Origin of the sequence: Pseudoduganella lurida, from assembly GCF_007830455.1 — a bacterium.
Taxonomy (GTDB): Bacteria; Pseudomonadota; Gammaproteobacteria; order Burkholderiales; family Burkholderiaceae_D; genus Rugamonas; species Rugamonas lurida.
In genome coordinates, this window is sequence record NZ_VLLB01000004.1 from 277,391 (window position 1) to 290,555 (window position 13,165).

At 65.4% G+C, this 13,165-nt stretch carries 10 protein-coding genes; 2 read left to right on the top strand and 8 right to left on the bottom strand.

The annotated features are described in order from the left end of the window. Positions 1–101 precede the first annotated feature (101 nt). On the top strand, positions 102–1,391 hold the full coding sequence (locus IP91_RS13670) for a tetratricopeptide repeat protein (protein ID WP_145649611.1): 1,290 nt from the start codon (positions 102–104) through the stop codon (positions 1,389–1,391). An 82-nt stretch (positions 1,392–1,473) separates the two neighbouring features. Here IP91_RS13670 and IP91_RS13675 read toward each other — a convergent pair whose 3' ends face one another. The 3 genes from IP91_RS13675 to IP91_RS13685 form a co-directional block, all read right to left on the bottom strand. Continuing rightward, the gene (locus tag IP91_RS13675) at positions 1,474–2,430 is read right to left on the bottom strand and encodes a glycoside hydrolase family 18 protein (RefSeq protein WP_145649613.1); all 957 of its coding nucleotides are present in this window, start codon (positions 2,428–2,430) and stop codon (positions 1,474–1,476) included. Next, entirely contained in the window at positions 2,427–3,263 is an 837-nt protein-coding gene (locus IP91_RS13680; protein WP_145649614.1) for a cupin-like domain-containing protein, read from the bottom strand. The genes IP91_RS13675 and IP91_RS13680 overlap by 4 nt, the downstream gene beginning before the upstream one ends. Before the next feature lie 69 nt (positions 3,264–3,332). Continuing rightward, complete coding sequence (locus IP91_RS13685; protein ID WP_158643140.1) at positions 3,333–6,134, bottom strand: TonB-dependent receptor; 2,802 nt, start codon at positions 6,132–6,134, stop codon at positions 3,333–3,335. Positions 6,135–6,516: 382 nt separating this feature from the next. On the opposite strand from IP91_RS13685, the gene IP91_RS13690 reads away from it, so the two are divergent. Further along, complete coding sequence (locus tag IP91_RS13690; RefSeq protein ID WP_145649616.1) at positions 6,517–7,254, top strand: GntR family transcriptional regulator; 738 nt, start codon at positions 6,517–6,519, stop codon at positions 7,252–7,254. A 274-nt stretch (positions 7,255–7,528) separates the two neighbouring features. Here IP91_RS13690 and IP91_RS13695 read toward each other — a convergent pair whose 3' ends face one another. The 5 genes from IP91_RS13695 to rplS form a co-directional block, all read right to left on the bottom strand. After that, positions 7,529–10,258, bottom strand: coding sequence for a M16 family metallopeptidase (locus IP91_RS13695; RefSeq protein ID WP_145649617.1), 2,730 nt, complete (start codon positions 10,256–10,258; stop codon positions 7,529–7,531). 85 nt (positions 10,259–10,343) lie between these two features. Further along, the gene (locus tag IP91_RS13700; RefSeq protein WP_145649618.1) at positions 10,344–10,664 is read right to left on the bottom strand and encodes a DUF3579 domain-containing protein; all 321 of its coding nucleotides are present in this window, start codon (positions 10,662–10,664) and stop codon (positions 10,344–10,346) included. 209 nt (positions 10,665–10,873) lie between these two features. Then, the gene (locus IP91_RS13705) at positions 10,874–11,833 is read right to left on the bottom strand and encodes a CobD/CbiB family protein (RefSeq protein ID WP_145649619.1); all 960 of its coding nucleotides are present in this window, start codon (positions 11,831–11,833) and stop codon (positions 10,874–10,876) included. A 78-nt stretch (positions 11,834–11,911) separates the two neighbouring features. Further along, positions 11,912–12,571 (bottom strand): CoA pyrophosphatase, encoded by a 660-nt coding sequence (locus IP91_RS13710; protein WP_145649621.1) that lies wholly within the window; start codon positions 12,569–12,571, stop codon positions 11,912–11,914. Positions 12,572–12,717: 146 nt separating this feature from the next. After that, positions 12,718–13,101: a 50S ribosomal protein L19 gene (gene rplS / locus IP91_RS13715; RefSeq protein WP_145649623.1), complete on the bottom strand. Its 384-nt coding sequence runs from the start codon at positions 13,099–13,101 to the stop codon at positions 12,718–12,720. Between the last annotated feature and the right edge of the window lie 64 nt (positions 13,102–13,165).

Consider the following 13,165-nt stretch of genomic DNA (forward strand, 5'->3'; position numbering starts at 1 on the left):
GAATTTACAGCCCGTTACAAATGCCTCCAGCGGAAACATGCCATTCTTGAAATTTATGGGACAATAAGTGTTTGTCCCCTCGTCCGAAGGATTTTTTCATCATGTCCCAGTTCCGTCTCGCCCGCATCAGCCTCCTGCTGGCCGCCATTGGCCTGAACGCCGCGTTCGCGCCGGTCTTCGCTCAAGACAAGCCTGCCGCGCCGGCTGAAGCGCCGAAGGATACCGTGCGCCCCGAGCTGTTCAAGCTGGTCGATCCGGCCCAGATCAAGCCGCTGATGGATGCCAAGAACTACGCCGAAGTGAAGAGCCGCCTGGCCCAGGCCGACGCGCTGCCGAACAAGACGCCGTATGAAGATTTCGTGCTGAACCGCATGCGCATCTCGCTCGCCTCCGCGACCAGCGACAACGCCACGCTGACGACCGCGCTGGAAGCCGTGATCAACTCCGGCAAGCTGAGCCCGAACGAAACGCGCGACTTCGTGCTGGCCCTGGCGAACCAGTACTACAACAGCAAGGACTACGCGAAAGCCATCACCTGGTTCAAGCGCTACGAGACGGAAACCGGCGACAACAAGGTGCACCAGTACATCGTGCGCGCCTACTACTTCAACAACGACTTCGCCACGGCGAAGACGGAACTGCTGAAGGACCTGGAAACGAACCAGAAGGCCGGCAAGCAGCCAGCCCTGGAAGAACTGCAGCTGCTGGCCAATACCGGTGCCAAGACGAAGGACCAGGCCACCTACCTGCTGGCCATGGAAAACCTGGTGCGCTACTACCCGAACGACGACTACTGGCAGGACCTGCTGAGCCGCACGCAGGGCAAGTCGAGCTACTCGAACCGCTTCACGCTGGACATCCTGCGCCTGCAGAAGGTCGCCACGTCCAAGATGGTCGCGGAAGACTACACGGCGATGGCCGAACTGGCCCTGCTGGCCGGCCAGCCGATCGAAGCTAAACAGGCGCTGGATGCAGGCTTCTCGAACGGCGTGCTCGGCACCGGCACCAACGCCGCCCAGCACAAGAAGCTGCGCGCGCAGGCCGACAAGCAGGCCGCCGACGACCAGAAGAACATCGGCACGGGCGAAGCCTCGGCCCGCAAGTCGAAGAACGGCACCGGCCTGATCAACCTGGGTTACGCCTACGTCACGCTGGGCGAGTACGACAAGGGCATCGCCCTGATCAAGGAAGGCATCGCCAAGGGCGGCCTGCCGAATGCGGAAGATGCCAAGCTGCGCCTGGGCTATTCGTACGCGATGGCCGGCAAGAAGGACGAAGCCATCCAGACGCTGCAGGGCGTGACGGGCACCGACGGCCGCGGCGACCTGGCACGTTACTGGACGCTGTGGGTGAACCGTCCGGCCGGCGGCGCTGCGCCAGCGGCGAAGTAAGCCTTTCAGTTCAGGCTGCATAAGAAAAGCGGGGATGGCCGGTAACGGTCATCCCCGCTTTTTATCGGCGCTTGTTGAACCTTCAGCGCGGCTTGCCCAGTCCCGCCGCGAACGCGCGGCCGAATGCGCCGGCCTGGTCGTCCATGCCGTGACAGGTGGCGCTGGCCCCCTCGACTGGTTGCGCACAGGGCACGTCCCGGTCCAGCGACCACCAGTGCAGGCCGGCCAGGCCCATCGACCGCACGGCCGCGCCCAGCGTGCGCGCATCGGCCACGGTGAAATCGTTGCGCGCCACGTCGTTCACGCCGATCATCGGGGTGACTTCGATCTGCGCCAGCGGGATGCCGTATTTGCCGCTCACATTGCGCGCGGCCTGCACGGCCGATGCGGCCATGTCGCAGGCATCGCCCTTGACGACGCACACATCGGCTTTCGGCGGGCCGTAATCCATCACCATCAGGTTGAACGTCCAGTCCTTCAGGCCGCTTGCACGCACGGCCGCCAGGATCGTTTCGCCCAGCGCGTTCAGGCTTTTCCGGCTGCCGTCGGACGCCGCATGCGTGGCCACCGTGAACGAGAAGCGCAACGCGGGGCGGTGCTTCTGCGCGGTGGCGGCACGCGCCAGCAGCGAGTCGATCTGCTCTGTCGTCTGGCCAGCCTCGATGTCGAAGTCGATGCCGCGCAGGTGCTTCGAATCGTAGCGGTCGATGAAGCGTTCCATGCCGGCATCGGTGGCGCAGGTGAACACGCCGCCCTGCCCGCCGGTGGAGATCACGTAATCGGTGCCGGCCTGCACGAAGCGGGCGACATGGGCAGCGACCTGCGTGCCGGGCCTCTTGCCCCACACTTCGTCGCCGCATTCGCCGGTGGCAAAGGCCCAGGTCAAGGGCCCGGCATCGGCCGGCAGCGCGGTGCCCTCCAGCGGCAGGAATTTGTAGGGGCTGTAGACGAACTTCGGCGCGGCGTGGGCGGCTGTCCCCGTGGCCAGCGCCAGCAACGGCGCAAACACCACCGCGGCGGCGAGTCGTTGAAAAGTCATGCGGAAGTCTCCTGTGAAGCGTAGGCCAGCGCCAGCACCTCGGCCTTGGTGAGGCCAGCGGCAGCCGGCGCGGCCCACCAGTAATTGACCATGGTGTTCAGCACGCCGAGCGATTCGACGTGATGCCACCACAGCGAGGGAATGAACAAGGCGTCGCCCGGTTCCAGCTCGGCGACCAATGCATGATCGAGCGCCTTGCGAAAACGGGGGAAGCGGCTGAAATCCGGCGCACGGAAGGACACGAGGCTGATCGGCGTGGGCGTCGGCGCGAAGTCCAGCGGGCCGAGGTACAGGTTGCGGCCCTGCTCTGGCGGGAACAGGGTAAAACGGCGGCGACCGCTGACGACGCAGGCGATGTTCTGCGACTCGTCGAAGTGCGCGGGCGTGATGACGCCATTGCCGAGCCACAGGCGCGGTGCGGCTGCCGGGTCGATGAACGGGGCGCGGTTCGCGGCCGTAAAACCGGGCAGGCAGTCATCCAGCAACGCACTCTGCATCGCCACGGCCGGCGCCTTCGGAAACTGCGAATAGCGCGCCACCTGCTCGATCACGGCGGACACGGTGCGCCTGCTGTGCACGAAGTTGAACGCCTGCAGGCCCGGCTTGTAGAACAGCCGGCCGCCCTCCTCCGGCGCCATCAGCACCGTGTCGGCGGCCGTGCCGCGATCGAAGGCCATCAGGTAGCGGCACAGCACTTCCGGCGCCCCGCGGCCCTGCTGCACCGCCGGCCAGTCGCGCACGAAACCGCGCAGCACCACCGGGCGCTGCGCGGCCACCAGTGCGGCAAATGCATCGGCATCGATACCGGACAGTTCGGGAACGGCACTCGTCATCGTCTCTCCAAAAAGAAAACCTCGCGCCGGGCGAGGTTTTCATCGTACAGCGTGAACCCGGATACCGGATCAGTATTTGAAGCGCAGGCCCGCGTAGTACTGGGCACCGTTGGCATAGAAGCGTGCCGGCTGGTCCTTGTTGTACACGTAGTTCTTCAGGATCGGCTCGTTCATGTTCTGGCCGGACAGCGTGAGCACCACGTTCTTCGTGATGTTCCAGTTCAGCGAGGCGGACAGCTGGCCCGTCTCGTCCTGGTACAGCGGCGTGCCGCGGTCCAGCGCCGCCAGGTAGGCCGAGCGCCATGCGTAGCCGATGCGGAAGTTGAAGCGGTCGTTCTCGAAGTAGGCGCCGACATTGGCCGTGGTCTTCGAGGCGCCCAGCATGTCGCAGGGGCTGGACGAGGTGACCGTCTGCGTGGCCGGGCAGCTGCCGAAGTCCTGCTTCGAGTCGGACAGCGTGACGTTGCCGTCCACGCCGAAGCCCGCGCCCAGCGGCATCTGCAGCGCCAGCTCGATGCCCTTCACGTTGGCGTCCACATTGACCGGCGACGTGATCGTGTAGTTGGCGAACACGGGCTGGCCGGAGGTCTGCGAGGCCCGGCTGTCGATGAAGCTGCCGGTGCTGGTGCCATAGCCCACGTAGTTATGCAGGTCCATGTAGAACAGGCCCACGGAAGCCAGCGCGCGCGGTGCGAAGTACCACTGCACGGTGCCGTCGATATTGTTCGACAGCGTGGGCTTCAGGCTGGCGTTGCCGCCGTTGCCGGTGTGCGTCTCGTCCGTCAGCGACACGGTGCCGCCCAGCGCGCCGAAGTCCGGACGCGTCATCGTGCGGGAGATGCCGAAGCGGGCCACGACATCGGAGCGCACGTCGAACTTCAGGTTCAGGCTCGGCAGCACTTCCGTATGGTTGTTCTCGATGCGGGTCTGCTGCACGAAGCCGCCCCACGGGAATGCCGGCAGGTTGCCGCCCGGGAGCTGGTTCGGCAGGATCTGGTAGCCGTTCGATTCGCCCTCGGTGCGCACCACGCGCACGCCCACGTTGCCGCTCCAGCCGTCGCCTTCCATTTCCGTGGAGACGTAGGCAGCCTTGGTCTTCTCCTTCAGGTTGAACATGTCCGGATAGTAGATCCGTTCGGTGCTGCGGTTCGAGTGCTCCGCACCCCAGGCCTGCAGGATGGCCGGATCGAGTTCCCAGACGTTTTTCGGGAAGTCGCCGTTCAGGTCGTTGCCGAAGTTCGAAGGATAAGTATTGCCGTTCCAGGCCGGGTTGGTGGATGCGGAACCGGGCACCGTGTTGGCCCAGTTCGGCCCCTGCGAGATGGCGAAGTTGCTGCGGTCGTGGTCCGTGCCGCGCAGGCCGAACTTGATTTCCTTGAACGTGTCGTTCGTCAGGCGGAATGCCGCGTCGATCTGGCCGTAGGTCTCTTCGTCGGACGTGGTGGCCGGGCTGTAGCCGAACACCCAGTCGAGCACCGTGCCGGTGAACTGCGTGGTGTCGATCGACGGGAACTTGACGGTGGCGGGCGAACCGAGGCCATTGAGCTGGTAGCTGACGCCGGAGTTGTTCACGTCGCCCTCGTACACGCCCTGCGATGGCGTGGCGCCGGTGCCGCGGGTCTTGCCGACCGAGGCGGACAGCGACAGCTGGTCGTTGACGCGCCATTTGCCGGCCAGGTCGAGGAACTCGGACTTGGCGTAGGCGCCTTCGCGCACGATGTTGTCGACGATCCCGTAGCGCAGCGGATTGGCCGCCGTGCCCTTGTTGGCGAAGGATGCCGACGTGAGCGTGCCGTTGCGCACGGTGTACGAGTCAGGCACGACATTGCCGCCGATGGCGCCGCTGCCCAGCATGTCCGTCATGTAGTTGCGGTTGTAGTTGGAGGCTTCCAGCTTCGAGTTGAAGTAGGTGCCTTCCAGCGAGAAGTCGCGCGATGGCTTGAACTGCAGGTCCACCAGCCCGCCCTTGCGGTGGCGTTCCTGCGTGAACAGGGAGGAGCCGATCAGGCGCGGGTACCAGACGTTGGCCAGGTCCGGCTTGGCCAGCGCCAGCGCACTGGTGGGCGCGATCTGCGTATATTGCAGCAGTTCCTGGCCGTCGCGGCGCAGGCTGCGTTTTTCCGAGAAGCCCTGCACCATGATGCCGAAGGTGTTGGCTTCGTTCTTCCAGTTGATCAGGCCGGAGAATTGCGGGTCGGTCTTCTCGGCCAGCGTGGAGTACACGGCCTGCACGCTGCCTTCGATCGACAGGGGCTGCTTGAAGTCCAGCGGGTGGCGGGTGATCACGTCGATCGAGCCGGCCGCGCCGCCTTCCACCATGTCGGCGGTCGGCGACTTGCGCACGATGACCTGGCCGACGATTTCCGATGGCAGCAGCGAGTACGAGGTGGTACGGCCGACGGCGCCGCCCACCTGGTCGAGCACGAACCAGTCGCCGGAGGAGACGGCGTGGCCATTGATGGTCGTTTGCGTGAGGGCGGGCGCGGTGCCGCGCAGGCTGACGCGGTCGTTCTCGTCGAAGCCGCCGGAGCCGGCAGCGGAGGCGCTGATGTTCACGCCGGGCAGGCGCTGCAGCGAGTCGGCCACGTTCTTGTCGGGCATCTTGCCCACGTCTTCGGCCGTGATGACCTCGATATTGGCCGCGGCATTGCGCTTGACCGCCAGCGACTGCTGCAGCGCGGCGCGGATGCCGGTGACGATCACCACTTCCGGCTCGCCCTGCGCGGCGGGCTGCGTGGTCGTTTCCTGTGCCTGCGCGCTCATGCTCATGCTCGTGCTCAGGACCAGCAGTGCGGCAGCGGCGGCCGCCGGCGTCAGGCGGCTGCCTGCCGGGCGTTGGGTATGTTGTTGTACTGCCTGGTTGCGCTTCATGTACTCCCCCTTGATGTAGGCCTCCCTCGAGGCCCGGTCCAATGTCATCCTGCACGGTGCGCCGCCCCGGTGCGTCTCCGCGGCAGCGTACGGTGTTCTCCCTGCGACTACAAAACCAATCGAACGCCAATATAACTCCAACCAATACCACAACACTACCAATTTTCGTATTTATTTCACATGTTGTAGTCGAAACACATACCACTTTTGGACATACGGGAAGCTGGCAGGGGCAATACCCCCATAATTGGCTTTGCAAGGATGCGTACCGCTTTATGTATGGTCTTTTTTTGGTATTATCGACGCCGCATTTCCACACGGTCCGCGCAGTCCCGGCGCACCATTCAGACGACCACGCACGGAAGTAAAGGCGATGACCACGGTGACGACGCTTGCAGACCTGATGCGCAACCTGGAGCAGACCAGTTTGCCGCTGTACCAGCAGCTGCAGCGGGCGCTGCGCGAGGCGATCGACCAGCGCATCTTCGGTCCCGACGAAGCACTGCCGGCGGAACGCCAGCTGGCCGCCGACCTGTCGGTATCCCGCATCACGGTGCGCAAGGCCATCGACGGCCTGGTGGAGGAAGGCCTGCTGGTGCGCCGGCCCGGCTCCGGCAATTTCATCAACACGCGCATCGAGAAGAACTTCGCCAAGCTCACGTCGTTTTCGGAGGACATGCGGGCACGGGGCCGCACGCCGCGCAGCGTGTGGCTGAAGCGTTCGGAGGGAACGGTAACGCCGGAAGAAGCGCTGCGGCTGCGGCTCTCGCCGGGCGCGCCCGTGTACCGCTTCAACCGCATCCGCTTTGCCGACGACATGCCGATGTGCCTCGAATACGCGACCATCGTGGCCGGCGCCCTGCCCGCGCTCGATGCGGTGGATGTGTCGATGTACGAGGCGCTGGAGCGCACCGGGCACCGGCCGGTACGCGCCCTGCAGCGGCTCTCCGCGCTGCTGCTGAACGCCGAACAGGCGCAGCTGCTGCAGGCGCAGCCCGGCGATGCGGGACTGGCCGTGGAGCGGCTCGGCTTCCTGCGCGATGGCCGCGCGGTGGAGTTCTGCCGCTCGATCTTCCGCGGGGATATGTATGACTTCGTGGCGGAGTTGAGCACGCCGTAGGAGGCCGCAAGAAACGGCCGTCCGCTCGGAGCTCGATGTTGCAGAGAACGGCTGCGTACGGGGTCTGACCCACAGCGCCCGGGACCTCGAGCCCGGTCAAGACAGCATCGCGGGTCTGACCCCAGCCTTATGCGAGCGCTGTCAACACGCATGCAAACGGCTGGGGTCAGACCCGCGACATTGCCAACAGCTGTGGCGAAAGGTAACGGCGCTGTGGGTCAGACCCCGTACGCTACGGCCGCGGGCGAGATCGGACGCGGTGCGCTACGACCCCTTACTTCGCCTTGTCCTTGTCCCCCGCCATCACCACCACCAGCTTGGCCGGATCGATGTACTTGCGGAACGTGGCGTTCACCTGCTCCACCGTCAGCGCCTTCAGCCGCTCCTCGTGGCGCTTGCTCCACGCATAGGTATCGCCGCGGTCCATCAGCGCGGTCCAGCCGCTGGCCAGCACGCCGTCGCGCGAGCGGTTCTGCATGCGCTGCTGCAGCAGGCCGGACTTGGCGCCCGCCACTTCGGCCGGCGTGAAGCCCTTCTGCACGGCCAGCGCCAGTTCTTCGCGGATCGCGCCATCGAGCTTCTTGAGGTTCTGCGGCGCGGCGATGGCGTTGATGGAGAAGTTCGCGGCCGTGTCGAAGTCGTTGACCGACAGGCCGGAACCGCCGCCATACGACAGGCCGTCCTTCTGGCGGATGCGGTCCATCAGCCGCGACTTCAGGCCGCCGTCGCCGAAGATGTAGTTGGCCAGTTCCAGCGCCGGATAGTCCGGGTCGTCCATCTTCATGGCGAAGTTCACGCGCGCCGTGTAGAAGCCGTTTTCCTTGTCCGGCGTGTCGAGCGTCTTCGACAGCGCTGCGCGCTCGGCATTGCGGTCCAGGATGCGCTCGTAGTGCGCGCGGCTCTGCCAGGTGCCGAGGGTTTCCGCGATCGTCTTGCTGATCTCGTTCTTGTCGAAGTCGCCCACGATCGCGAGCTCGCCGTTCGACGCGCCGTAGAATTCTTCGTGGTAGGCCTTCAGGTCTGCCAGCTTCATCGCCTTCAGTTCGGCGATCTGCTCGTCGACCGTCATCACGTTGCGGGGATCGCCCTTCGGCCACGGATCGAAGTAGGTTTCCAGTTCCTGGCTGGCCAGCGCCTGCGGTTCGTTGCGGCCCGACTCGATGCCCACGATCCACTGCTGGCGCAGCTGCTCGAATTCCGCCGCCGGGAAGACCGGTTCGCGCAGCACGTGCACGGCCAGGCGCAGCGCCGCATCGAGGTTCTCGCGCGTGGTGTCGAAGTGGTACATGCTGCCGCCCATCTTCAGCTTCGACATCGCGTCCGCCAGCTGGGCGCGTGTGTACTTGCTGGTGCCGCGCGCCAGCATCTCGCCGGTGGCGGCCGCGATCATCTGCTTGCCGAACTGGTTCTTCTCGTCGCCCCACTGCAGCCGCAGGTCGACGGTGACCGTCTCGCCGCGGTTCTTCTTCGGCAGCAGCGCCACCTTCAGCCCGCCGATCGTCTTGAGCTCCGTGCGCGCCACGATATTGTCCTGGCTCGGGTCGAAGTTCTCGGACGTGAGCACGCTGTCCTTCGCCTTGAAGTCCTTCAGCACGTCCGCGGCGGTGGGTGCGGCGCCGATCACGGCGCGCTGCGGCGTATCCTCCGGCAGGAACAGGCCGATGGTGCGGTTGTCGCGCTTGAAGTAGCGCCCCGCCGTTTCGGCCACCTGCTGCGACGTGATCTTCGGCAGCGCATCGCGGCCCTGGAACAGCAGGCGCCAGTCGCCCAGCGCGATCTGTTCGGACAGCGCCACGCCCACCTGCTGCGGATCGTTCAGCGATTTCTCGATGCCGTTGGCGAAGCTGCGGCGCGTGCGCTCCATCTCCTCTTCCGTGGGCGGCTGCTTGGCCAGGCTTTCGACGGCTTCGGCCAGCGCATCGCGCACCGGCTCGACCGGCTGGCCGGCTTTCACGACGGCGCCGAACAGCTGCAGGCCGGGCGCATAACCCAGCTGGCCGAACGCGAATACCTGCGCGGCCTTGCCCGATTCGGCCAGCAGCTTGTGCAGGCGGCCGTTCGGCGTGTCGCCCTCGATCTCGCTGATGAAGGCCAGCGGGTCGGCATCCGGGTGCAGCGAGGAAGGCACCTTGTAGCCGATCAGGACCAGCTGCATGTCGCCCTTGCGGCGCACGGTGAACTGGCGGTCGCCATCCTGCACGGGTTCCACGGTCCAGAATGGCGGCAGCTGGCGCTTCGGTTTCGGGATCGTGCCGAAGGTCTTGCCGATCCACGCCAGCGTCTGCGCCGGATCGAACTTGCCGGCCACCAGCAGCACTGCATTGTCCGGCTGGTACCAGGTGCGGTAGAACGCCTGCAGGTTCTCGATCTTCACGTTCTCGATGTCGCTGCGGTTGCCGATGGTGGACCGGCCGTAGCTGTGCCAGTCGAACGCAATGCTCTGCATGCGTTTCAGCAGCACGCCGAACGGACTGTTCTCGCCGCTCTCGTATTCGTTGCGCACCACCGTCATCTCGGAATCGAGATCCTTCTTGGCGATGAAGGACTTGGTCATGCGCTCCGCTTCCATCTGCAGGGCCCACTTCAGGTTCTCGTCGCTGGCGGCGAACACCTCGTAGTAGTTGGTGCGGTCGAGCGACGTGGTGCCGTTGAAGTTCATGCCCCGGTTGGCGAATTCCTGCGGGATGTTGCGGTGCTGCGGCGCGCCCTTGAACATCAGGTGTTCGAGCAGGTGGGCCATGCCCGTCTCGCCGTAGTTCTCGTGGCGCGACCCCACCAGGTAGGTGACGTTGACGGTGACCGTGGGCTTCGACGCATCGGGGAACAGCAGCACCTTCAGGCCGTTCGGCAGGCGGTACTCGGTGATGCCTTCGACGGACGGGCCCTTGACGACGCCGGCCGGCAGCGCCTGGCCATGCACGACGGGGGGAACGAAGGTGAGGGAGAAGCAGGACAGCAGCGCGGCAGGAAGGATCGAACGACGCAGGGCAGGACGAAGGGTCATGTGGTTTCGCGGGTCACGTGAAAACCCTATCCTACGCCGATCCCGGCGCGGAAGAAATACGCTGAAGCTTAAGGGTGCCGGAGGATCAGGCCTTGTCGCCGGGGAGCGGCACGTGGCAGGCATCGACCACCTGCAGCTTGTTGTCGGCGGCGAACTGGCGCACGAAGTGATACGCCATCGGCTCCACATCCTTCAGGCCTTCGTTGACGACCACCGCCTTGACCCCGTTGATCATCGTGGGGCGTACCAGCGGCGAGTACTGCAGGTGCGCGTTGCGTCCGCCGCCGCCCGTGCTGCCCGCGGGGCGGAAGCACGACATCACGCCGCACAGGCGATCCGCCCAGTCGCTGGGCCGGAACTGCTTGCCGTCGAGGGTAAGCCCAAGAATGAAGAACTCGCTGGTCATAGACGGAAAACCATAGGCAGGAAGCTGAGACGTGGATGAGACGATGGGGCGGGGGTATTATATCTTATAGAAGACCTGACCGCCGAGTACCCGACTGGACCGGAAAGGAATGCGGGCGCCCGGTCCGCGCATGCAGCATTGTAAGCCGGTTCGGGCCGTGGCGATGTTCCTGCAAGCCGGCCACTGCCCGGCCTGCCCGGCCTGCACGATCAGCCGAGGGCCATGGCGCCGGACATCAGCAGCAGCAGCAGCATCCACAACAGCAGCGCGCGCCAGACCAGGCCCACGGTGCTCTGCAGCGCGCGCACGGAGGGTTCGTCGCCCGGCAGCGCTTCCACTTCCACGTCGCTGATGTCCACGGTGGCCGCATCGACCGGCACCAGGCGCGCCAGGTTTTCCTGCGGCGTGCCGAGGCGCACGCCCATCGCGCCGCCGCCGGCGGCCAGGATGATGCCGATGGCCTCGTCGCGCCAGCGGTGCGCGAAATTGCGCCAGGCGTAGATCGCGTCCTCGAAATTGCCGACCACGGCGAAGGCCACGGCCGTCAGGCGCGCGGGGATCCAGTCGATCCAGTAGAAGGCGCGCGCGGCGAACTGGCCGAACGCCTCGTTCTTCATGTGCTCCGGTTCGTTCCAGGCGCGCGCCAGGTATTCGGAGACGCGGTACATCACGGCCGCGGCGGGACCGAGCGGCAGCAGGAACCAGAAGAACACGCCGAACACGTTGCGGTGCGTGGTGATCAGCGCCTTCTCGACGGCGATGCGGGCGATCTCGTTGGCTTCCAGGCCCACCGTGTCCGTCTTCGTCCATTCGGCCAGCAGCGCGCGTGCGGCCGCTTCGTCGCCCGCGTTCAGGGCCAGCTGGATCGATGTGAAGTAATGGCTGTAGTGGCGGAAGCCCAGGGTCAGGTAGACGATCAGCACGTTCCAGGCAAAGGCGCCCAGGATCAGGTTGTAGCGCAGCAGCAGCCAGTAGACCAGCGCGGTGGGCACCATCAGCGCGGCCATCATCAGGAACCAGCCCATGCGGCCATGCGTGGCCTGGCCGGCGTTGAACCAGGCTTCCATGCGCACGGCGAACAGCTTGATGTTGGCGTAGATCGGGTTATCCGCGCGCAGCGGCTTCATCTGCTCGAGCAGCAAGGCGCAGAGAATCGATAGAAATGTCATTGAAATCCTTTGAGGCTGCCTCCGGGGCAGTGTTTCCATGCCCGGGGATGGCAATAGCGCAATGTGCGCTACGATAGCCTAAGCGCGCAAGAAATGAAACAGGTTGCGCAGCATCCCCGCCGTGGCGCCCCAGATGAAATGGCGGCCGTACGGCATCGTGTAGAACGACCTGGTGCGCTCCTGCAGCGCGAACGAGCGGCGCTGGTGATGCGCGCCATCGAGCAGGAAGGCCAGCGGCACTTCGAAGATCTCGGCCACCTCGAACGGGTCGGCCTTCAGCGTGAATGGCGGCGCGACGAGCGCCACGACCGGCGTGACCGCGTAGCCGGTGCCCGTGTGGTACAGGGGCAGCGTACCCAGCACCTCGATATGGCGGCGGTGCAGGCCCGTCTCTTCTTCCGTTTCGCGCAGCGCCGTGTCGACCGCATCCGCATCGGTCGGTTCGGCGCGCCCGCCCGGGAACGCGATCTGGCCGGCGTGATCGTGCAGGTGCGCGGTACGCTGCGTGAGCAGCACGGTGAGGCCTTCGGCCCGCTGCACCAGCGCGATCAGCACGGCAGCCGGCGTGGGGGCGGCGCGCGCCATCGAGGCTTCATCCGCCCCTTCAGGCGTCCAGGCACGCTCCATGGCGAAACGTTCGCGCAGCCAGGCGGGCGTCTGGCGCTCGGGCGCCACGGGCGGCTCGCCGGCGATGGCGTCGATCGGCAGCTGGGCGGGGTCGAAGAGGGGCTTGGCCAAGGAATTCTCCGGTTCGGCAAACGATACACGTGTGGGCGGCAGGCCCGACATCAAGCGCTGGCGCGAGAAAAGCGGCATAAAAAAAGGGATGCCGCGGACGGCATCCCTTTTTCGCTCCAGGCCACGCAGGCGCGGCCCGGCGAGGATTACTCGCCTTTGGCCGCAGCAGCGCGGCGTTGTGGCAGTTTTTCCTTGATACGTGCGGATTTGCCCGAACGCTCGCGCAGGTAGTACAGCTTGGCGCGACGGACGTCACCACGACGCTTCACTTCGATCGAAGCGATCAGCGGGGAGTACAGCTGGAAGGTACGCTCGACGCCTTCGCCGGACGAGATCTTGCGAACGATGAAGTTCGAGTTCAGGCCACGGTTGCGACGCGAGATCACGACGCCTTCGTAGGCCTGGGCGCGCTTGCGCGTGCCTTCGACCACGTTCACGCTCACCACCACGGTATCGCCAGGGGCGAAGTCGGGGATGTTCTTGCCCAGGCGGGCGATTTCTTCCTGCTCGAGTTGCTGAATCAGATTCATTTTATGACTCCTGTAACCATCATGCCGGCGCTCATGGGCCTTGCGGCCTGTACTCTGCCCGGTA

What these genes read in the sequence shown, in the direction of transcription:
- IP91_RS13670 (WP_145649611.1), top strand. Translation starts at nt 102, where the DNA reads ATGTCCCAGTTCCGTCTCGCCCGCATCAGCCTCCTGCTGGCCGCCATT.
- IP91_RS13675 (WP_145649613.1), bottom strand. Translation starts at nt 2,430, where the DNA reads ATGACTTTTCAACGACTCGCCGCCGCGGTGGTGTTTGCGCCGTTGCTG.
- IP91_RS13680 (WP_145649614.1), bottom strand. Translation starts at nt 3,263, where the DNA reads ATGACGAGTGCCGTTCCCGAACTGTCCGGTATCGATGCCGATGCATTT.
- IP91_RS13685 (WP_158643140.1), bottom strand. Translation starts at nt 6,134, where the DNA reads ATGAAGCGCAACCAGGCAGTACAACAACATACCCAACGCCCGGCAGGC.
- IP91_RS13695 (WP_145649617.1), bottom strand. Translation starts at nt 10,258, where the DNA reads ATGACCCTTCGTCCTGCCCTGCGTCGTTCGATCCTTCCTGCCGCGCTG.
- IP91_RS13700 (WP_145649618.1), bottom strand. Translation starts at nt 10,664, where the DNA reads ATGACCAGCGAGTTCTTCATTCTTGGGCTTACCCTCGACGGCAAGCAG.
- IP91_RS13705 (WP_145649619.1), bottom strand. Translation starts at nt 11,833, where the DNA reads ATGACATTTCTATCGATTCTCTGCGCCTTGCTGCTCGAGCAGATGAAG.
- rplS (WP_145649623.1), bottom strand. Translation starts at nt 13,101, where the DNA reads ATGAATCTGATTCAGCAACTCGAGCAGGAAGAAATCGCCCGCCTGGGC.